17 protein-coding genes are annotated in these 21,627 nt (G+C 59.4%); 3 read left to right on the top strand and 14 right to left on the bottom strand.

Going from position 1 to position 21,627, the window contains the following annotated elements; genetic code table 11:
- Positions 1–2: 2 nt before the first annotated feature.
- Entirely contained in the window at positions 3–1,292 is a 1,290-nt protein-coding gene (gene yjeH / locus G113_RS01740) for an L-methionine/branched-chain amino acid transporter (protein ID WP_040318817.1), read from the bottom strand.
- A gap of 160 nt (positions 1,293–1,452) precedes the next feature.
- Between yjeH and G113_RS01735 the strand changes: the two genes are divergently transcribed.
- The gene (locus G113_RS01735; protein ID WP_005892096.1) at positions 1,453–1,878 is read left to right on the top strand and encodes an Lrp/AsnC family transcriptional regulator; all 426 of its coding nucleotides are present in this window, start codon (positions 1,453–1,455) and stop codon (positions 1,876–1,878) included.
- Positions 1,879–1,947: 69 nt separating this feature from the next.
- Here the strand turns inward: G113_RS01735 and G113_RS01730 are convergent, their stop codons facing one another.
- Positions 1,948–3,246: an HAAAP family serine/threonine permease gene (locus G113_RS01730; protein WP_040318816.1), complete on the bottom strand. Its 1,299-nt coding sequence runs from the start codon at positions 3,244–3,246 to the stop codon at positions 1,948–1,950.
- A gap of 481 nt (positions 3,247–3,727) precedes the next feature.
- Between G113_RS01730 and G113_RS01725 the strand changes: the two genes are divergently transcribed.
- Together G113_RS01725 and G113_RS01720 are read left to right on the top strand one after the other, a co-directional pair.
- Positions 3,728–4,642 (top strand): LysR family transcriptional regulator, encoded by a 915-nt coding sequence (locus G113_RS01725; protein WP_005892090.1) that lies wholly within the window; start codon positions 3,728–3,730, stop codon positions 4,640–4,642.
- A gap of 99 nt (positions 4,643–4,741) precedes the next feature.
- Positions 4,742–6,169: an MATE family efflux transporter gene (locus G113_RS01720; protein WP_005892088.1), complete on the top strand. Its 1,428-nt coding sequence runs from the start codon at positions 4,742–4,744 to the stop codon at positions 6,167–6,169.
- A gap of 132 nt (positions 6,170–6,301) precedes the next feature.
- Here G113_RS01720 and accA read toward each other — a convergent pair whose 3' ends face one another.
- The 12 genes from accA to G113_RS01660 form a co-directional block, all read right to left on the bottom strand.
- Positions 6,302–7,252 carry an acetyl-CoA carboxylase carboxyl transferase subunit alpha gene (gene accA, locus G113_RS01715; RefSeq protein ID WP_005892086.1) on the bottom strand — a complete coding sequence of 317 codons (951 nt, stop codon included), beginning with the start codon at positions 7,250–7,252 and terminating at the stop codon, positions 6,302–6,304.
- A 15-nt stretch (positions 7,253–7,267) separates the two neighbouring features.
- The gene (gene dnaE, locus G113_RS01710; protein WP_005892083.1) at positions 7,268–10,747 is read right to left on the bottom strand and encodes a DNA polymerase III subunit alpha; all 3,480 of its coding nucleotides are present in this window, start codon (positions 10,745–10,747) and stop codon (positions 7,268–7,270) included.
- A gap of 72 nt (positions 10,748–10,819) precedes the next feature.
- Positions 10,820–11,410, bottom strand: coding sequence for a ribonuclease HII (rnhB, locus tag G113_RS01705; protein WP_040318815.1), 591 nt, complete (start codon positions 11,408–11,410; stop codon positions 10,820–10,822).
- A gap of 66 nt (positions 11,411–11,476) precedes the next feature.
- Positions 11,477–12,616, bottom strand: coding sequence for a lipid-A-disaccharide synthase (gene lpxB, locus G113_RS01700; protein WP_005892079.1), 1,140 nt, complete (start codon positions 12,614–12,616; stop codon positions 11,477–11,479).
- Complete coding sequence (gene lpxA, locus G113_RS01695; protein ID WP_005892077.1) at positions 12,609–13,400, bottom strand: acyl-ACP--UDP-N-acetylglucosamine O-acyltransferase; 792 nt, start codon at positions 13,398–13,400, stop codon at positions 12,609–12,611. Before lpxA ends, lpxB begins: the two co-directional genes overlap by 8 nt.
- Positions 13,401–13,402: 2 nt before the next feature.
- The gene (fabZ, locus tag G113_RS01690; RefSeq protein ID WP_005892075.1) at positions 13,403–13,864 is read right to left on the bottom strand and encodes a 3-hydroxyacyl-ACP dehydratase FabZ; all 462 of its coding nucleotides are present in this window, start codon (positions 13,862–13,864) and stop codon (positions 13,403–13,405) included.
- An 18-nt stretch (positions 13,865–13,882) separates the two neighbouring features.
- Positions 13,883–14,905: a UDP-3-O-(3-hydroxymyristoyl)glucosamine N-acyltransferase gene (gene lpxD / locus G113_RS01685; protein WP_040318822.1), complete on the bottom strand. Its 1,023-nt coding sequence runs from the start codon at positions 14,903–14,905 to the stop codon at positions 13,883–13,885.
- A gap of 3 nt (positions 14,906–14,908) precedes the next feature.
- Positions 14,909–15,421 carry an OmpH family outer membrane protein gene (locus G113_RS01680; RefSeq protein ID WP_005892069.1) on the bottom strand — a complete coding sequence of 171 codons (513 nt, stop codon included), beginning with the start codon at positions 15,419–15,421 and terminating at the stop codon, positions 14,909–14,911.
- Between the two features lie 164 nt (positions 15,422–15,585).
- On the bottom strand, positions 15,586–18,009 hold the full coding sequence (gene bamA / locus G113_RS01675; protein ID WP_005892066.1) for an outer membrane protein assembly factor BamA: 2,424 nt from the start codon (positions 18,007–18,009) through the stop codon (positions 15,586–15,588).
- A gap of 34 nt (positions 18,010–18,043) precedes the next feature.
- Positions 18,044–19,396: a sigma E protease regulator RseP gene (gene rseP, locus G113_RS01670; protein ID WP_005892063.1), complete on the bottom strand. Its 1,353-nt coding sequence runs from the start codon at positions 19,394–19,396 to the stop codon at positions 18,044–18,046.
- A 153-nt stretch (positions 19,397–19,549) separates the two neighbouring features.
- Positions 19,550–20,746, bottom strand: a complete 1,197-nt coding sequence (ispC, locus tag G113_RS01665; protein WP_005892060.1) for a 1-deoxy-D-xylulose-5-phosphate reductoisomerase — start codon at positions 20,744–20,746, stop codon at positions 19,550–19,552.
- Complete coding sequence (locus G113_RS01660) at positions 20,746–21,603, bottom strand: phosphatidate cytidylyltransferase (RefSeq protein ID WP_040318814.1); 858 nt, start codon at positions 21,601–21,603, stop codon at positions 20,746–20,748. The genes ispC and G113_RS01660 overlap by 1 nt, the downstream gene beginning before the upstream one ends.
- Positions 21,604–21,627: the final 24 nt, after the last annotated feature.

Below are 21,627 nucleotides of genomic sequence, written 5' to 3'. Positions count from 1 at the left end.
TGTTATTTGATCACTGAGCAGGCCCCATCATCGACCGCGCCTTGGGGCTGACGATACCTGCGTCGCCACCAGACGAAGAGACCATAACCCAGGGTCAGCAGCAGGGCATAGATACCCTCTGCGGCCAGGGCGACCATGACGGCCGCGCAGAGCAAGGCACTTAACCCCGCCAGCCACTTGCCGCCGCCTGCCAACAGGCGCCAGCCCGCCGCCATGCAGAGCAGATAGACCAGCACAAAGTTGCCATTGGCGTAGCGGATCAAGGTATCAAGGGGCAGCCGCCACCAGAGGATCAAGGTGATCGAGGCGACACAGATGCCGAGCACCAGACAGAGCGCCCGCACCGGGGTTCCCCTCGTAGACAAGGTTGCCAGGGAGGCAGGCAGCTTGCCTTCGCGCGCCATACTCCAGATGAGGCGGGCGAACCCTTGCAGGTAGATGTTGATGCTGGCAAAGCAGGAGAGATAGCCGAGTATGGCAACCAGCCACTTGGCGGTCGGGCCGAACAAGAGCGCCAGAAGGGTCGGAATGGCGGTGGCATTCTTCGCCTCATCGCCATAGAGACAATATTTGAGCACGACCAGGGAGTGGATCCAGTAGATGAGCCCCGCCAGCAGCACGCCGCCGAGCAGCGCCAAGGGATAGTCACGCTCCGGGTTTTTGAACTCCTCACCCATGTGGGCGAAGGCTTCCAGACCGACGAAGCACCAGAACATCACCGCCAGCGCCGTGGCCATGGCGGGCCACTCACCGGCGTCTGGCAGAGGCTGAGCGGCATCGCGCCAGCCAATCTCGCCCTTGAGGGCAATAAGCAGAGTCAGCCCCACGATGGCCAGAGCGATCAACAGTTGCAGATTGCCCGAGGATCGCGCACCGCGCAGACCGAGCAGCAAGACGCCAAGCAGGGTCAGCAACTGTATCGCCCACAGGGTCAGCTCGCCGAGTGCGAACAGGGCATGCCAGAATCCTGCCGCTATGGTAAGTGCAGCAGGCAAACCCACCGGCAGCACGGCCAGAAACAGGAAGGCGGAGTAACGTTCGGCCCCGGCCCCAAAGGCCTTGCCGATAAGATGCGGCGCCCCGCCCGCATGGGGATAACGCCGCCCGAGCCGGGCGAACGTAAAGGCGATGGGCAGCACCAGCACGATGAGCAGCACCCAGGCCCAGAGGGAAGCGCCCCCCGCCAGGGAGGCGGCGGCGGCCGGTACCACGAAGATCCCGGTCCCAAGCAGCGAGGTCGCCAGCAGTCCCATCCCCTGCCACAGTCCCAGATCCTTCTTTAAGCTCGACATTTTCCGTTGTCCGATGTGAAAATCGTCAGTCATGTTAGGCCAATTCGGCCCCGCTGGTAAGTCATCAAACTGCCTATTGGCGGCGGTGAAGTGACGGTTATTACCGCCATTTCGTCGGCGATAACCGGGGATCGCAGGACAACAGCAGCAAAGAGGCAAAGTGGACAGATACGACGATAAAATAGTGGCCCTGCTTTCGCGAGATGGTCGGCTCAGCATCAGCAAGCTGGCAGAGGCGGTGGCGCTGTCCCGCTCCGCGGTGAGCGAGCGGATCAAGCGCCTGGAGGAGCGAGGCATCATCCTCGGCTATCGCGCCGTGCTGGCCGAACCCCTGGGTCAGATCAGCGCCTTCTTCGAACTCAGCTTTCGCACTACCCGCTGCGAGCAATATGGTGCCCGCATCGGCCAGATCCCCGAAGTTCGACTCTGCTACAGCGTCAGTGGCGCTACCGACATGCTGGTACAAGTCAGGGCAGAGAGCATGGCGCGCCTCGACGCCATTCGCCAACAGTTGGAGGCCCTGCCCCAACTCAGCATGATCAAGACCCATACCATCTTGAGCGAGCTTGTCGATCGCACCCGCTGAGCCAGAGTGCGGGAGGTCCTCATAGCAAAAAGCCGCCCCGGGGCGGCTTTTTGCGCATTAACGCGGCCCTCAGAACAGCAGGGAGTAGAGAATGCCCGTCATGGCCAGCACGCCAATCAGGGTCACGAACAGGTTGCTGGGCTGACCCGAAAATTTGCGCATGGCCGGTACTTTGGCAATGGCGTACATGGGCATCAGGAACAGCAGCATCGCGATGATGGGGCCCCCCAGGGATTCGATCATGCCGAGTATGCTGGGGTTCACCGTGGCCACGGCCCAGGTGGTCAGGATCATGAACAGGGCGGTTATCTTGTCGAGCTGCTTCACTTCCAGCTGCTTGCCTCGCTCGCGCAGCATCTTGATCATCAAGCCGTTGAAGCCCTCTTTCGCCCCCAGGTAGTGGCCAAGGAAAGACTTGCTGATGGCAACCATGGCGATAAGCGGTGCCAGAGTGGCAATCACCGGGTTGTCGAAGTGGTTTGCCAGGTAGGAGAGAATGGAGATGTTCTGATCCTTGGCCGCCAGCAAGTCGCTTGGTGAGAGCGCCAGCACGCAGCTGAACACGAAGAACATCACGCTCGTCACCATCAAGATATGGCTACCCAGCAGGATGCGATTGCACTTGCCGTCGGCTCGCTCACCATAGCGACCCTTATTGTCCACCGCGAAGGAGGAGATGATGGGCGAGTGATTGAAAGAGAACACCATCACGGGGATGGCCAGCCACAGGGTCTTGACGAAGTCGCCGTTGAAGGCATCGGACAAGGCCGGTGCCTCGCTGATGATGGCCCCATTCCAATGAGGAACCAGGTAGAGCGCCAGTCCCATGAGGGCAATGACGAAGGGGAATACCAGTATGCTCATCGCCTTGACGATGAACTTGCCCCCCAGACGTACCACCGCCATCAGTGAGAGGATCAACCCCAGGGCTAGCAGCGCGCGGGGCGGCGGCGTCATGCCAAGCTGATGGATCATCAGGCTCTCCACCGTGTTGGTGATGGCCACGGCATACATCAGCAAGATGGGGTAGATGGCGAAGAAGTAGAGCAGGGTAATGAGCTTGCCCGCCATCTTGCCGAAGTGCTCCTCGACCACCTCGGTGATGTCGCCATCCCGGGTAGAGCCAGAGAGCACGAAGCGATTGAGGCCACGGTGTGCGAAGAAGGTAAGCGGCAGTGCCAGCAAGGTCATGGCCAGCAGCGGCCAGAGTCCGCCGACCCCGGCATTGATGGGCAAGAACAGGGTGCCGGCACCGATAGCTGTACCATACAAGCCCAGCATCCACACCAGATCAGCCTTGTTCATGCCAGTGGCACGGGAGCCCTGGCGCGGCAGACTGCCTTCTACTGCAACATTCATCTCGGACATGAGTCGTTCCTGTAGTTTGAGAATCGAATTTCTGGCTCACGGCAAGTGCCGCCTTGTTCCGACTCCCTGGAACCCTGTGTCCACCCTGGATCTGGCTCGAACCGTGGCGCAATCCGGCAAGCGTTACCTGATTGCAACAAGTGGGGCGATAGGGGGATTCACTTTGAACCATGTCACGGTGCTGTTCACACTCCGTTAACCCGCATCGCGTTGATGGGGTCACTCTAAATTAAACATCTCGTCAAATCACAGGTAAATTTGAAGAATTAAACAAAAGTTTGACTTAAATCGTGTTTGCAGCGCCTTGAATCACGCTTCCTTTCCAGCTTGATGAAAAACCGTTAACAACTCAGGAGAACAGCTTGGTGACGCCCCTCTGCCAATGAAACAAACTGCTTACATCCCCTCCGCTTGGCACCCAAGTTGTGTGCCGCCTTGCCCTGGCGTACCCTGTTGCTCACCATTTTTCCGTTGAATAGATATGGCCGTTACCCGTACCGATCTCGCCGAACTGGCCGTGTTTGCCGCCGTCGCCCGCCATCAAAGCTTCAGCAAGGCGGCCCTCGAACTCGGCGTCTCGGCCTCCGCCCTGAGCCACAGTCTGAAAGGGCTGGAGACCCGCCTGGGTGTCAGACTGCTCAATCGCAGTACCCGCGCCGTGGTGCCGACCGATGCGGGCCAGCGCCTGCTGGAGCAGTTGCTGCCGACCCTGAACCAACTGGCGGCCGCCCTCGAGGAATTGAGCCGCCACAGCGATGAACCGGTCGGCCGATTGAAGATCTGTGCACCGCGCAGCGCCATCGACGAACTGCTGGCCCCGGTGCTTATCGACTACATGGTGCGTTACCCGCGCATGCAGGTGGAGGTGGTGGAGCAGGAGCTGATGCCGCGCCTCATCGAGGATGGCTATGACGCCGCCATCTTCTATGGCGATCTGCTGCCCAAAGAGATGATAGCCGTGCCGCTCGGGCCGCCCCAGCGCTATCTGGTAGTAGGCTCCCCCGCCTATCTGGCCGAGCATGGCACGCCGCAGCACCCTCGCGAGCTGTCCCGTCACGCCTGCATAGGTTATCGCTTGACCCCTTCCCATCACTACCGCTGGGCCTTTGCCGGGGAAGAGGGCAGCCTGCTGGAGATAGAAGTGACCGGGCCCCTGACCACCAGCACCCCCGCCCTCTATCTGGGGGCCGCCGAGGCGGGCTTGGGGTTGGCTTATTGCCTGGAGGAGGAGGTGAGCAAACAGCTGGCGCAAGGAAAATTAGTGAGCATGCTGGAGCAGTGGTGCCCCACCTTCGCAGGTTTCTCTCTCTTCTATCCCAGCCGCCATCAGCTGGGCCACGGTTTGCGCACCCTGATCGACCAGCTTAAAGGCCACTATCGAACGCGAGATTACTGAGCATGGCTCATCAAACCATCAAATAAAGACGGGATTATCAACAAAATAATATCAATCTAAACTGTCTGCTCGATAATCGGCCTCCCCGAGAGAACAGATATGTCTACCTATTTCACCCTGCGCCAGCGAGCCATGACCCGCCGTTTCTGGGGCTATGCCCTCCCCTCCATCATGGCCATGCTGGTATCCGGTGCCTACTACCTGGTCGATGGCATCTTCGTCGGTCACTACGTGGGCGCCGCCGGTCTTGCCGGTATCAACCTGGCTTACCCGGTCATCATGGTGCTCATTGGCCTTGCCGCCATGATAGCCATGGGGGCGGCCACCGCCATCTCCTTCCAGCAAGGGGCCAAGAACCTCAAGCTCGCACGCCAGGCGCTGGTCAATGCCCTCTGGCTGCTGGCCTTGCTCGGCACTCTGGCACCCCTGCTGCTGCACCACTGGCACATCGATATCCTGCTGGTATTGGGGATAGAGCAAGGCACAGAGACCTGGAAACAGGCCAGTGACTACCTCACCTGGATTGGTGGCGGTACCCTGCTGCTGGCCAGCAACCTGGCGGTCCCCTATCTGCTGCGCAACGATGGTCGCCCCCGCCTCGCCATGATCCTGGTCAGCAGCGGCGCCCTCCTCAACATCGCCCTCAACTATGTGATGGTCGGTCGACTGGGGTTGGGACTGGTGGGCACGGCCCAGGCGACCCTCATCGCCGAAGGGGTGGTCAGCCTGCTGGGGTTGGGATATTTCTTTACCGCCCATGCCAGGCTGCGTCTCTCCTGGCGTGATCTGGTGCCCGAATGCCCGGCCATGCCCGGCTTGCTGTTCAGCGGTCTGCCAAGCCTCATCGCCCAGTTCAACCTGGGGTTGCTGCTACTGCTGCACAACAGCCAGTTGATGGTCTATGGCTCGGTCAAGGATCTGGCGGGCTTCACCGTGGCCGGTTACACCGAGGCGGTGTTCATCGTGATATTGCAAGGCCTGGCGTTCGGCATCCAGCCCCTCATCAGCCAGGCGGCGGGCGCCGGGCGCTATCGGGACCTGAAATTCCTGATGGAGATGGGGCTCAAAGTGACGCTGGTCTACGGGATGCTGGTCTGGTTGCTGATCCAGCTGTTGCCGCAACCGGTGGCCATGCTCTATACCGGCAGCCAGGATGGTGAGCTGCTTGCCGCCGCCGTCAGCAGCCTGACCCTCAACCTCGGCGCCATTCCGCTGGAGGGGATCATCATGTTCGGCATAGTGTTGCTGCAGTCCATGGCCCGCACCAGGCAGGCGCTGATCATCTCGGCGGCCAAGACACTGCTGCTGCTGCCACTGATCTTCTTGCTGCCGATGCAGTGGGGACGCGAAGGTGTACTGCTCGCCCAGCCCACGACTGTGCTGCTGTTGACCCTGCCGCTGTGCTGGCTGCTGTGGCGAGAGTGGCGTCGCCTCAAGCTGGCGTGCGCTCCTCAGGGCCTGCACCAGGCCAAGCCGCCCGTCAGCAAGGAGTGCCGCTTGCCCGGCGCGCCAGCGGGATTCCGTTGAGTTGAGCCGACAAGGGGTCGTGCAAGACATGGCGCCAGAAGACATCATGTGAACCCCCTTCATCTCGGACACAAAAGGAAGGCCCCCGCAATGCGAGGGCCTTCTGGTATCGGTTCGATATGACGCCTGGGCTTAGCAGTAGCCGTAACCCAGCAGACGCTGGTAGCGCTGGTCGAGCAGCTGATCGCTGTCGAGGGGACGCAAAGCATCCAGATCCTGCTTGATGCGGGCCTTGAGGCGCTCGGCCATCAACTCCACATTGCGGTGAGCACCACCGAGCGGCTCCTCGACGATATTGTCGATGAGCTTGAGCTCTTTCAGACGCTGGGCCGTGATGCCCATGGCATCGGCGGCCACCGGCGCCTTGTCGGCGCTCTTCCACAGGATGGAGGCGCAACCTTCCGGCGAGATGACCGAGTAGGTGGAGTACTGCAGCATGTTGACGCGATCACCTACGCCAATGGCCAGGGCGCCGCCCGAGCCACCTTCACCAATCACGGTGCAGACCACGGGCACGGTCAGACCGGCCATCACTTTCAGGTTGCGGGCAATGGCTTCAGACTGGCCACGCTCCTCGGCACCCACACCTGGGTAAGCACCCGGGGTGTCGATGAAGGTGATGATCGGCATCTTGAAGCGCTCGGCCATTTCCATCAGACGCAGGGCCTTGCGATATCCTTCCGGACGCGGCATGCCGAAGTTGCGCTTGATCTTCTCCTTGGTCTCGCGACCCTTCTGCTGACCGATGATCATCACCGGCTCACCGTCGAGACGGGCGATGCCGCCGATGATGGCCTTGTCATCGGCATAGGCGCGATCGCCAGCCAGCTCGTCGAAGTCGGTGAAGATCTGCGCGATGTAATCCAGGGTGTAAGGACGCTGGGGATGGCGCGCCATCTGGGATACCTGCCAGGCCCCAAGATCACCGAAGATCTTCTTGGTCAGCTCTTCGTTTTTCTTCTCCAACCGGCGGATATCTTCTTTGAGATCCACGGCGTGATTGCCTTCGCTCACATGTTTGAGCTCATCGATCTGCGCCTGCAATTCGGCTATCGGCTGTTCAAAATCCAGAAAAAGACTCATAGGGCCTTAGAACCTCTAATCAAAAACCAATTCCACCCGCTCTCGTCCCAGCAGGACACGCAAGTCATCTATCAGTTGATCGGTGGGCGTCACCCGCCACTCGGTACCGAGCGTCAGTCGCACCCGTGAGCCGGGACGCCGATAGTGTACCTGAACCGGACAGACTCCGGCACGAGCGGGCTCCAAAATCTCGCTAAAACGCTGAAAAAAGCGTTCATCTATGCGCTGTTCGTCGAGAGAAATACGGATCGCCCTGGCGAATCGCTCCCTCGCATCATTGATATCCAGCAGTTCACGGGCCGACATTTTAAGGCCACCGGAGAAGTCATCAAAGCTGACCTGTCCAGAAACCACCAAAATACGGTCTTTTTGCATCAATTCTTCGTATTTTTCCAGTGCTTCACTAAATAGTGTCACATCCAGACGCCCGGATCTGTCGTCCAGGGTAAAGATCCCCATCTTGTTGCCGCGCTTGGTGACCATGCTGCGAGCCGCAATCACCAGACCCGCTGCCGTGGTCACCGTATCCCGGGAGGTGGGATGCAGATCGCACAGCCGACCCGAGGTATAACGGCGCAGTTCGCTGCTGTACTGGTTGATGGGGTGCCCGGTCAGATAAAGCCCGAGGGTCTCGCGCTCCCCTTCCAGCCATACCTTGTCCGGCCAATGCGGTACGTTGGCGAACGCCTTTTTGACGTCATCAATCTCCTGGGTCAGGACCCCGAACATGTCGACCTGACCAAATGCCTGGGCCTTGGCGTGCTGCTCGGCGGCGCGCATCGCTTCCTCCAGGGTGGCCATCAGGGCGGCCCGGTGGGGGCCGAGCCGGTCCATGGCCCCGGAGTAGATGAGCTTCTCCATCACCCGCTTGTTGATCTTCTTGATGTCGACCCGGTTGCAGAAATCGAACAGATCCCGGAAGGGGCCGTCGCTGTCCCGCGCCGCCAGGATAGCATCGATGGGGCCCTCGCCGACCCCCTTCACCGCCCCGATGCCATAGACGATATGGCCATCTTCATTGACGCTGAAGCGATAACGGCCGGTATTCACGTCCGGCGGTATCACCGTGAGCCCCATGCGCTGGCACTCGTCCACCAGGGTCACTATCTTGTCGGTGTTGTCCATGTCGGCCGTCATGACCGCCGCCATGAACTCGGCCGGGAAGTGGGTCTTGAGCCAGAGGGTCTGGTAGGAGACCAGGGCGTAGGCGGCGGAGTGGGACTTGTTGAAGCCGTAGCCCGCAAATTTTTCCACCAGATCGAAGATCTTTACCGCCAGCTCGCCGTCGATGCCGTTTTTAACGGCGCCTTCCTCGAACCCCGAGCGCTGCTTGGCCATCTCGACCGGGTTTTTCTTGCCCATGGCCCGGCGCAGCATGTCTGCCCCGCCCAGGGTGTAGCCCGCCAGCACCTGGGCTATCTGCATCACCTGTTCCTGATAGACGATGATGCCATAGGTGGGTTCGAGTATGGGCTTGAGGCTCTCGTGCTGCCAGGTGGCATCCGGGTAGGAGATGGCCTCATCCCCGCGCTTGCGCTCGATGAAGTTGTCCACCATCCCGGACTGGAGCGGGCCCGGCCGGAACAGTGCCACCAGGGCTATCATGTCTTCGAAACAGTCGGGTTGCAGCCGCTTGATCAGATCCTTCATGCCGCGGGATTCGAGCTGGAACACCGCCGTGGTCTCGAAGCGCTGCAACAGCGCAAATGACTTCTTGTCATCTATGGGGATGGCGGCGATATCGATCGGCGGCTTGCCCTCTTTGGCCAGGCGCGGGTTGATCATGCCGAGCGCCCAGTCGATGATGGTGAGGGTGCGCAGCCCCAGGAAGTCAAACTTCACCAGACCCGCGTACTCCACATCGTTCTTGTCGAACTGGGTGACCGGGTGCTGTCCTTCACTGTCGCAATAGAGCGGCGCGAAATCGGTGATCTTGGTGGGCGCTATCACCACACCACCGGCGTGTTTGCCGGCGTTGCGCACCACCCCTTCGAGGCGGCGCGCCATGTCGATGAGATCCTTGACCTCTTCATCCTGATCGTAGAGCTCGGGCAGCTTGGGTTCGGCCTCGAACGCCTTGGCGAGCGTCATGCCCGGATCCGGCGGTATCAGCTTGGAGATACGGTCCACGAAGCCATAAGGGTGGCCCAACACCCTTCCTACGTCCCGCACTACCGCCTTGGCGGCCATGCTGCCGAAGGTGATGATCTGCGACACCGCATCCCGGCCATACATGTCGGCGACGTGATCGATCACCTCGTCGCGCCTGTCCATGCAAAAGTCGACGTCGAAGTCGGGCATGGAGACCCGTTCCGGGTTCAGGAAACGTTCGAACAGCAGATCAAATTCCAGCGGATCGAGATCGGTGATCTTGAGCGCGTACGCCACCAGTGAACCCGCCCCCGACCCTCGGCCGGGACCGACCGGAATGCCGTTGTCCTTGGACCACTGGATAAACTCCATCACGATGAGGAAGTAACCAGGGAAGCCCATCTGGTTGATCACCTTGAGCTCTATCTCGAGGCGCTCATCATACTCGCCGCGCTTGGCGGCACGCACTTCCGCGTCCGGGAACAGGAAAGCGAGCCGCTCCTCCAGTCCCTCCTGGGATTTCACCACCAGAAACTCTTCCGTGGTCATGTCGCCGGTCGGGAAGTTGGGCAGGAAATATTCCCCAAGGCGCACAGTCACGTTGCAGCGCTTGGCGATTTCGACTGTGTTCTCCAGCGCCTCGGGGATATCGGCGAACAGCTCAGCCATCTCGGCCTGGCTGCGCAGATATTGCTTGGGGCTGTAATTGCGCGGCCTGCGCTTGTCCGCCAGGGTGTAGCCATCATGGATGGCCACCCGGATTTCGTGGGCATCAAAGTCTTCGGCGTTGAGGAACACCACCTCGTTAGTGGCCACCACCGGCAACTCGAACTCGGCGGCGATGGCCACCGCCATGTGCAAGTAAGCCTCCTCGTCAGGCCGCTCGGTGCGCAGCAACTCGAGGTAATAGGCATCGGGGAAATGCTGGCGATAGAAATCGAGACACTGCTCGGTCTGCTGCCGATTGCCCTTGAGCAGAAACTTGCCCACGTCCCCCTCACGCCCACCAGAGAGCACTATCACCCCTTTGGCATGATCGCTCAGCCAGGCCTTGTCGATGACAGGCTTGTCCTGCACATGACCACGCTGGTAGGCACGGGAGATGAGCATGGTGATGTTCTGGTAACCCTCATTATCCATGGCGAGCAGGGTGAGCCGAAACAGCTCCTCCCCCAGCTCCTCGCTCTGCGCCCAGAAATCGGTGCCGACTATGGGTTTGAGCCCCTTGCCGTGGGCCGCGCCATAGAAGCGCACCAAACCGCACATGTTGACCTGATCGGTCAGCGCCAGGGCGGGTTGACCATCGGCGGCGGCGGCGCTGACGATAGGAGCAATCTTCTGCAGGCCATCGACCATGGAGAAATCGGAATGAACGCGCAGATGGATAAAGCTAGGCTCGGCCATGGTCACTCCCTGGTCGTTGGTTGAAGTCGATTGACGCTCTCATCGGTTGAGTCATGGATAAAGGCCGCAAGGTCACTCCTGCCCAAGGGCCCGGCGCACCGGCTTGAAGCTCTGGCGATACTCGGGCAAGGGGCCGTGTTCAGCCAGAATGGCAAGGTGCTCAGGGGTCGGATAACCCTTGTGGCGGGCAAAGCCATAGACGGGGTGGCGGCTATCGAGCTCAGTCATCTCCTCATCACGGGTTACCTTGGCGAGGATGGAAGCGGCGCTGATGGCGGCCACCAGGCTGTCGCCCTTGACCACGGCGCGCGCTTCCATCGGCAGAGCCGGGCAGCGATTGCCGTCGATGAATACCAGTTCAGGTACTATCTGCAGCCCGGCCACGGCACGCTGCATCGCCAGCATGGTGGCGTGCAATATGTTGTGCTCATCGATCTCGGAGGGGCTGGCACGACCGATGGCCCAGGCCAATGCCTTCTCTTTTATCTCGCCGTACAGGGCGAGACGCTTCTTCTCGGAGAGCTTCTTGGAATCGGCCAGCCCGGCGATGGGCCTGGCAGGATCTAGGATCACGGCGGCAGTGACCACGTCGCCCACCAGGGGACCGCGGCCAACTTCGTCCACACCGGCAACCAGCTTGTCTTCGGGAATATCGATCATCATCTTGCAGCCTTGAATTAAAACAGGCCCCGCAGGGCCAGTATCAGCACAGCATCGCCAGCAGGCGTACTATTTGCCAAGCAGTGCGAGTACAGCATCGGCAGCCTGCTTGTCAGCGTCGCAACGGATGCTCTGATGCAGCCGGGTGAAGGTGGCGATGAGCTCGCTGTTGTCGTGGGCAAGCAGTTTGCACACCTCGTCGACCAGATTCTCGGTGGTGCATTCGTGCTGGATAAGCTCGGGCACCAGCATCTGATCCGCCAGCAGATTGGGCAGGGAGACGTAATCCGTCTTGACCAGGCGCTGGGCCAACCAGTAACTAAAGGGCTTAAGCTTGTAACCGACCACCATGGGTTTTTTCACCAGCATGGCTTCCAGTGCCGCCGTGCCCGAGGCCAGCAACACCACATCGGCGGCCGTCATGGCCTCCCGACCCTGCCCTTCGAGCAGCACCATCTCCAGCTTGGGGGCTATCTCCTGCTTGATGCGCAGAAACTGCTCCCGTCGCGCCTCGTTGACCAGCGGCACGATGAAACCGAGATCAGGGTAATGTACCGTCAAATGCTTGCACGCTTCGAGGAAGAGAGGGGACATAAAGCCCACCTCGGCGTTGCGACTGCCCGGCAGCACCGCCAACCAGCGGCGGGAGGGATCCAGCCCGAGCTCGGCACGAGCGGCAGCCTGATCCGGCACCAGCGGGATCCCGTCGGCCATGGTATGACCCACGAAGCGGCAGGGCGCATCGAATCTGTCGTAGAAGGCTTTCTCGAACGGCAAGAAGGCGAGCACCAGATCGGTGGCGGCCTTTATCTTGTGAATGCGGCCCTGACGCCAGGCCCAGACCGAGGGGCTGACATAATGAACCGTCTTGATACCGGTACGGCGCAGTTTGAGCTCCACCCCGATATTGAAATCCGGTGCATCCACCCCGATAAAAATGTCGGGTGGATTGTCAATGAAATGGCGGAGCAGTTCGCGGCGGACCTTGAGGATGCGCGGCAGACGGCCCAGTACCTCGGTGATCCCCATGACGGACAGTTCTTCCATCTCGAACAGCGCCTTGACGCCGAGTGCCTGCATGCGCGGCCCGGCTATCCCTTCAAACTGCGCATCCGGATAACGGCATTGCAATTCACGCACCAGGCCGGCGGCCAGGATGTCGCCGGAGGTCTCTCCGGCAACGATACCGATGCGCATGGGATCAGGCACGGATGATGCCACGCTCATTGTCTTTGAGGAAATCGACATAGAGCTGGACAGCCGGTTCGGCTTGTGCCATCTCAATCAGCACGGGCAGCACCTCTTCGATGGTCTTGCCTGAACGGAAGATCTCCTTGTAGGCACGCTTGACCGCAGAGATGGCCTCCGGGCTGAAACCACGACGACGCAAGCCCTCGGAGTTGACCCCGAACGGCTTGGCATAGTTGCCGGCAGCCATGACGTAAGGCGGCACGTCCTTGTTCAGGGCGGCGCAGCCACCGACGAAGGCGTGGGCGCCGACCCGGCCAAACTGGTGAATGGCGGAGAGACCGCCGAAGATGACGAAATCGCCGATCACCACGTGACCCGCCAGGGTCGCATTGTTGGCAAAGATGCAGTTGTCACCGATGATGCAGTCATGGGCCACGTGCACGTTGACCATGAACAGGTTGCCACTGCCCACCTTGGTCAGACACTGATCCTGCACAGTGCCACGGTGGACGGTGCAGTTCTCGCGAAAGACGTTGTTGTCGCCGATCTCAAGGAAGGTGCGTTCACCGGCGTACTTCTTGTCCTGGCAATCCTCTCCGATGGAGGTGTGCTGGAAGATCTTGTTGCCGCGGCCAATCTTGGTCGGCCCCTTGATCAGAACATGAGAACTTATCCAGGTGTCATCACCAATTTCCACCTCGGCGCCAATGACGGAAAAGGGGCCTATCTCAACCCCTTTGCCTATCACGGCAGACTCATGGACGATAGCAGTATCGTGAATGACGGCTGTCGAATCGATCACTATTACACCTCGCGTTTGGCACACATCAGTTCGGCGGTACACACCACCTCACCATCAACGGTAGCCACACCGGTAAATTTGGCAATGCCACGACGCTCCTTCAGGAACACTACGTCCAGCACCAGCTGGTCGCCAGGGCCAACCGGACGCTTGAAGCGTGCATGGTCGATGGAGGCGAAGTAGTAAAGTTCATTCGGGGACGGCTTGCCGACCATGGTAAATGCCAGGATGCCGGTGGCCTGCGCCATGGCTTCCAGGATCAACACACCGGGGAACACCGGCTTGGCCGGGAAGTGGCCCTGGAAGATGGGTTCGTTGAACGAGACGTTCTTGATGGCACGCAAGGTTTTGCGCTCATCGCTGATCTCGTAATGCTCAACCTTATCCACCATCAGGAACGGATAACGGTGTGGCAGCAGATCCATGATTTCCTGGATCCCTAAGCTTTTCTTTTCAGTAGTCAAAACAGTACCCTATCGTGATTATTCTTCGTCACCCAGTTTCTTCTCAAGCTTGCTTAACCGCTTGTGCATCTCGTCGATACGCATCACCCGGGCGGCGGTCTTGCGCCACTCTTTATTGGTTTGCAGGGGGATACCGGACGAGTAGACACCGGGCTCGGTAATGGGTCGCATCACCATGGCCATACCGGTAATGGTGGCCTGGTCGCAAATCTCCATATGCCCGTTAAAGACGGAAGCGCCGCCAATAATACAATACTTACCAACCTTGAGACTACCGGCCATCACAGTCGCACCCGCTACGGCGGTGCCGTAGCCAATCTCGACGTTGTGGGCGATCTGGCACTGATTGTCGATGATGACATTGTCGGCAATACGAGTGTCTTCCAAGGCGCCCCTGTCAATGGTAGTACAGGCGCCAATCTCGACTCTATTGCCGATGGTCACGCCACCGAGCTGAGGGATCTTGATCCACTCGCCACGCTCGTTGGCATAACCGAAACCGTCTGCCCCTATCACTGTACCGGCTTGCACCAGGCAGTCTGTTCCCAGCGTCACTTCATGATAGAGAGTGACATTGGCCCACAGGCGGGAGCGATCACCCAAGCGGGTGTTGTTGCCTACGAAGCAACCCGGACCTATGCGGACATCATTCCCCAGCACGACGCCGGATTCGATGACCGCATTGGCACCGATGGCTACCCTCTCACCCATCTGGACATCGGCGGCAATGACAGCGCTAGGATGAATATCCATGGCTGGCTGCGGCGTAGTATCCAGCAACTGGGCAACCCGGGCAAAGCCGACATAGGGATCCTTGAGTACCAGTGCATTGGTGGGACAAAACGGCAGGTCTTCCTCCGTGATCAACACGGCGGTGGCCTGACACTGTTCCAGATAAGTGCGGTACTTCTTGTTAGACAGGAAGGTTATTTCCCCCTTCCCGGCCTTTTCCAGTGTCGCTACCTTGCGAATTTCCAGGCTTCCGTCGCCATGAACCTGTGCCCCAAGCCGCTGGGCCAGCTGTGCGAGAGTGAATACCATCAATTAGTTGCTCTTACTGACCTGAGAGATAACCTGACCGGAGATGTCCAGCTTGCTGGCAGCATAGGGGGCGGCGTTGCGCTCCAGCACCAGATCGTAACCATTGCTCTTGGCGATGGAATCGATGGCAGCTTTCACCTTGGTCAGGATCTTGTTGCGCTCTTCTGCCTGACGACGGCCGTTATCCTGCTCGAACGCCTGACGCTTCTGGTTGAACTCCATCTGCAGCTTGGCCAGTTTCTCCTGGTTCTGCTTCTTCTGGTCAGCGCTCATGAAGGCTTCATCCTTCTTGAACTTCTCAACCAGTTTCTGGCCATCGGATTCCAGTTTCTGCAACTCACGCATGCGCGGCTCGAATTCGCCTTTCAGCTTCTTGGAAACGGCTTCACGCTGGGGCAATTTCTGGAAGATTTCGCTCATGTCGACCACGGCAATCTTGGTGTCAGCCAGGGCGGAACCCATGCCAGCGACCATCAGAGCAATACTCAGACCAGCGACTTTCAATGCTTTGTTCACACTTACTCCTTGTACCCCCGGATGAGGGTAACTGATTACCTTGAATTGCAAGCGACACCCGGTGCCAACTTGTTACTTAGCGGGGCCCGACAGGCCCCATTATTCCCCGCCCTCTCGAGGAGAGCGGCTACACCAGGTGGGACCAGCCCTGCTGGCCCCGTCCTTTAGAAGGTACGGCCTATGTTGAAGGAGAAGAACTCGGTTCTATCCCCTTCGTACTCTTTGAGCGGACGTGCTATGGCAAACACCAAGGGGCCCATGGGTGAGAGCCACTGAACCGACAGACCATAGGAGGCCCGGAAGTTGGTGGGGTCCGAGTAGTCCATCAAGTACTTGCAGCCCGTCACACAACGGTTCTGATACTGGTCATAGTCGAAGGTGGTATCCCATACCGAACCCGCATCAACGAATACGCTGGTACGCAGTTGAGGCTGATAGGTTTCGGAGGCAAAAGGCGTCGGCACAATCAGCTCGAGAGAGGCGATAGCCAGGGCATTTCCCCCCACTGAACTGTCGGTGCCTTGGGCAACATCATTACCCCCTACGTTGTAGTAGTAGAGCGCCTTGGGACCGACGGTATTGCTCTTGAAGCCACGCAGGGTATCGAAACCACCGGCGAAGTAGTTCTCGAAGAAGGGCAGCACGTGGTCATAGTCGCCGTTGCTGCCGTAGCCGTTGCCGTAGGAGACGCGGGCCTTGGTCATCAGCACCCAGCTGTGATCCACATCGAACGGGAAGTAGTGAGCATCTTCGGCGTTGAGCTTGAAGTACTGCAGATCCATGCCGGGCACGGTCACCTTGGCGTTAAGACGCTGACGGTTACCATCGCTCGGGAAGGTCCCCTTGTTCAGGGTGGAACGGGTCCAGCCAGCGGTGAAATCGACCGTGTTGAAGGTCAGTCGGTTGTCACCGTCGATGTTGGCGCTGTATACCTTCCAGAACTCCTCAACCTGCTGATAGGGGTTGGGCTGGGACAGCTTGTTATTCTCGAAGCCAAGACTGAAGTCGAGGCGGTTGTTCTCGTTGACCGGGAAACCGCTGGAGAGGCGGAAACCTATGGTGGTGTTCTCATAGTCAACGATGTTGGCATCTGCCGCGCTGAACTCGTTGTAATAGAGACGCCCCCCCAAGCTGACCCCATCGACGGTGAAGTAGGGGTCGTTATAGCTCAGGTCGATGCTCTTCGAGTAGTCGTTGGTACTGGCCGAGATGCCGATCTTCTTGCCGGTACCCATGAAGTTGTCCTGCTGCAGACCCGCCTGCAGGCTCAGACCCGAATCAGTACCATAGCCAACCCCGGCATTGATGGATCCCGCCGGCTGCTCCTTGACCTTGAAGTCCAGATCAACCTGGTCATCACTACCTGCAACCCGTTTGGTATCCACGTCGGCACTTTCGAAATAGCCGAGGCGGTTAAGACGGGTCTTGGACTGCTCGACGTTGTCGGAGGAGAGCCAGGTGCCTTCCATCTGACGCATCTCGCGGCGCAGTACTTCATCTTTGGTGGTGACGTTGCCGCTGAAGTTGATATTGCGTACATAGACTCGGGGACCCGGCTCTATGTTGACGATCAGCTCGACTTCCTTGGTTTCATCATTGATCTGCGGGAAGGTGGTGACCTTGGGATAGGCATAGCCGTAACGACCGAGGAACTTGGAAAGCACCTCTTCGGTGTGGGTTACCTGGCTCGCGGAGTAGACGCTGCCTGCCGTGATGGGGATGAGCTCCTTCATCTCGGCGCCACGGTCTATCATGTCACCCTTGAGCTGGATGCCAGAAACCTTGTACTGATCCCCTTCCTTGAGGTTGAGGGTGACATAGACCCCCTTCTTGTCCGGAGTCATGGAGACCTGGGTAGACTCCTGTGCGAAACGAATGTAACCGCGATCCAGATAGTAGGAGCGCAGCACTTCGATATCGCCTGCCAGTTTCTGCTTCTGATAGCGCTGATCGCCGGTGAAATTCCACCAAGGCACATCGTCCTTGAGGGAGAGCTGGGCCAGCAGTTTCTCTTCCGGGAATACATTATTGCCGACGATGTTGATCTGCTGGATCTTGGCGGCTTCACCTTCGACGAAGGTGAACTTGAGGTCGACCCGGTTGCGGGGCAGCGGGGTGACTATGGCCTTGACCTTGGCAGAGTACTTACCCACGCCATAGTAGAAGTCTTCCAGGCCCTTCTCGAGAGAGCTCAGCACGGTACGATCCAGGGGATCGCCCACCCGAATGCCGGAAGACTCCAGGCTCTGGGTCAGCTGCTCTTCCTTGATGTCCTTGTTGCCGGAGAACTCGATGCTGGAGATGGTCGGTCTTTCCTTGACCGCCACTTGCAGCACATTGCCGTCCCGATAAACTTTGACGTCCTCGAAGTTGCCCGAGGCATAGAGCTTCTTGATGGCGCTGGCCAGGGTAACGGGATCGACGGTGTCACCGACCCGGATCGGCAGGTTCAACAGGGCGGCGCCCAGTGTCACCCGCTGCAAACCGTCAACCTGAATGTCTTGCACCACAAAAGAGGCAGGGGCCGCCTGGGCCAGGAAGCTGGCACCCAGCAGGCAACTCAACACCAATGCTTTTTTAACAGCCATTTTGTTCTTATGTGTCCTTGTTGATGCTCTGGCCTCAGAGGCGAGCGAAATCATTAAACAGCGCAATACCCATCAGCAACATCAGAATGGCGGCGCCTATCCTGAACCCCACTTCCTGAATCTTCTCCGAAACCGGCTTGCCGGTCACTGCCTCGATGAGGAAATAGACCAAATGGCCCCCATCCAGCACCGGCAGCGGGAACAGATTGATGATCCCCAAGTTGACGCTGATCAACGCCAGGAAACCGAGAAAATAGACCAGACCGTAATCGGCACTGTTACCTGCGCCCTTGGCGATGGAGATGGGCCCGCTCAGGTTGTCCAGGGACACTATGCCACCAATCAGCTTGCCTATCATATCGAAGGTGAGCGTGATCAGGCTCCAGGTCTTGTGCATGCCCTGCCAGAGGGCATCAAGCGGGCCATACTGTAACAGAATTCGATATTCATCCGGTAATGGAACCACTTGAGGCGATAATCCCACGAAGCCCACCGCCTTCCCCTTTACCTCTTTGGCATGGGGAGTCAGGGTGATGCTCTGCTCACGGCCATCACGCTCAATGGTCAACTGCAATGGCTGGTCGGGGGAGGATTGTACCTTGCCCACAAAGGCCGCCCAGTCGGTCAGGGGCTGGCCATCCAGCGCCAGGATCTTGTCCCCTTTGCGCATGCCGGCCGTGGCACTGGCACTGTCCGGTACCACTTCGGCCACCACGGGTAGCACCTTGGCCCCCAGCGGGATGATCCCCAGGCTGACGATGGGCGACTCTTTATCCGGATCGAATGTCCAGCTCTTCAGTTCGAGAGTCTTGTCGCTGGCATAGCTGCTCTTGGGTTCGGTCAACTTGAGCTGTACCGAGTCGTCACCAAGGTGGCTTATCAGGGCGTAGACGATGCTTTCCCAGTCACCGGTAGGCTCGCCGCCCACCTCGACTATCTGCATGCCAGGCAATAAGCCTGCCTCGGCGGCGATGGAATGGCTGCGCACCTCACCGACGATGGGCTTGACGCTCGGCACCCCAATCATGAACATCAGCCAGAAGGCGAACAGGGCGAAGACGAAATTCGCCATGGGGCCAGCGGCGACGATGGCCATGCGGGCCCAGACGCTTTTGTGATTGAAGGCCTGGGCCTCCTCACCTGGTTTCAGCTCATCCACTCTGCCGTCCAGCATCTTGACGTAGCCGCCAAGGGGGATCAATGCCAGCACATATTCGGTGCCATCCTTGCCCATACGGCGCCAGATAGCCTTGCCAAACCCGATGGAAAAGCGTTCCACCTTGACGCCACAACGGCGGGCCACCCAGAAGTGGCCAAACTCATGCACCGCAACCAGCAGGCCCAGGGCGACGATGAAGGCACCGATATTCCAGAGTACGCCCCCCATCAGCCAAAGCTCCTGGGGTTATATCCGACCGGGGCGCAACCGAAGGCGTCGACAGCGTTATTCCTGCACAAAATATCCATTAGTCCAATTCCTTGATGTCATCGATGACCCGCGAGGCTGCAAGGAGAAAAGCAGCAGGCCAGGGTATGCCATTCATCGGCTAAGTGCCTTAATCAAATCCTGAGCCCGTGCACGTGCAGCACAGTCCAGGGCAATGAGATCGTCCAGAGAGTCAGCAGAGTGCTGGCCAAAGGTCAGCAGGGCACTCTCATTGACTCTGGCAATATCCATGAAACCGATGCGCTCGGCAAGGAAAGCCGCCACGGCCTCCTCATTGGCGGCGTTGAGTGCCGTGGTGGCACTCTGCCCCTCCTGGCAAGCGGCCATGGCCAGAGCCAGGCAAGGGTAGCGCTCCACATCGGGACGAATGAAGCTGAACTCTCCGACACTGAAAAAATCCAGCGGTTCCACACCGGACGGGATCCGGGCCGGATAAGCCAGGGCATGGGCGATCGGCGTACACATGTCGGGGTTGCCGAGCTGGGCCAGCACAGAACCATCCTTGTACTGCACCATGGAGTGGATGACGGACTGGGGATGGACCACGACCTGGATTTGCTCGGGAGCGGCATTGAACAACCAGCGCGCCTCTATGTACTCCAACCCCTTGTTGAACATGGTGGCGGAATCGACCGAGATCTTGGCCCCCATTGACCAGTTGGGGTGGGCCACCGCTTGAGCCGGGGTCACCTTGGCCAGGTCGTTGATATCGGTATAGCGGAACGGGCCGCCCGAGCCGGTAAGCAATATTTTGCTGATACCGGCCCCGGCCAGATCGCAGAAGCCGGGTTGGCGCTGGATGGCCTCGGGCAGGCACTGGAAGATGGCATTGTGCTCGCTGTCGATGGGCAGCAGCTCGGCACCATGGTCGCGCACCGCCTCCATGAAGAAGGCCCCGGACATCACCAGTGCCTCCTTGTTGGCCAGCAGAATACGCTTGCCCGCTCGCACGGCGGCCATGGTCGGCGCCAAGCCAGCCGCGCCAACGATGGCCGCCATGACGCTGTGGGCATCGGGGTGGGCCGACATCTCGCACAGCGCCTTGGCACCGGACAAAACCTGGGTCTGGCTACCATGGGCCTTTAGCCGGCTCGCCAACTCACGGGCCGCACTCTCATCGACCATGACCGCAAAGCGGGGGGAGAATTCGAGGCAATCGCGCAGCATGGCATCCAGGCTGCGCCAGGCGGTCAGCGCCAGCACCTGCCAGCAACCCGGGTTATGACGCAGCACCTTGAGGGTGCTCTGGCCGATGGAGCCTGAGGCTCCCAGGATCACTAGCTGGCGCATCAGGCCCCCTGGCTCAGCAAGAGATAGCTGAGCAGGAAGACTGGCAGAGCCGCCGTCAGACTGTCGATCCTATCCAGGATGCCACCATGACCGGGCAGCAGATTGCCTGAATCCTTGATGCCCGCCTCACGCTTGAACATGCTCTCGGTGAGATCGCCCAGCACCGAGGCCAGCACCGCCAGCAGGGAGCAGAACAGCACTGTGCCCATCTTGGCGGGAACAAACCCCATCCACCAGGTCACACCGACCGCAAGCAGGCCCGCGGTAAACAGGCCGCCGCACAGACCTTCGATGGTTTTCCCCGGACTGACGGACGGGGCCAGCTTGTGTTTGCCAAACGCCTTGCCGAAAAAATACGCGCCAGAATCTGCCGCCCAGACCAAGCCCATGACGAACAGCAGGATCCAGGCACCCATGGCGGAGTCGTGATAGAAGTTGTAGCCGCGAATGGCGACCATGGACCAGAAGAAGGGAATGAGCGTCACCAGGCCAAACAGCGACTTGAGCCAGACTGACTCCTTCCACAGTCTGGCGCTCTGGGGATAGCGCAGTACTAGCAGCAGACCAAGCAACCACCAGCTGGCCGCTGTCCAGAGCACGCCCATCAAGATGGGATTAAGCCCGGGGGCCCAAAGCTGCTCCACCGGCAGCCACATCAGGCTGGCACCGAGCAAGAGACAGAACAGCAGGGGTATCCATTCCCGCCGCTCACGGCTAACAAAACCGCCCCACTCCCGACTGGCCAGCAAAAAGACCAAGGCTGCCAACAGGGCAAAAAACTTCAAAGGCAAGAAGAACAGCGCCCCCAGCACCAGGGGGATCAGACACAATGCGGTAATAATTCGTTGTTTTAGCAAAAGAAACCTCTCTCTTGGGAGCGG

The organism is Aeromonas molluscorum 848, assembly GCF_000388115.1.
GTDB classification, from domain to species: domain Bacteria; phylum Pseudomonadota; class Gammaproteobacteria; order Enterobacterales; family Aeromonadaceae; genus Aeromonas; species Aeromonas molluscorum.
Note: the sequence above shows the minus strand (reverse complement) of the source record. Positions and strands in the feature narration are given on the sequence as shown.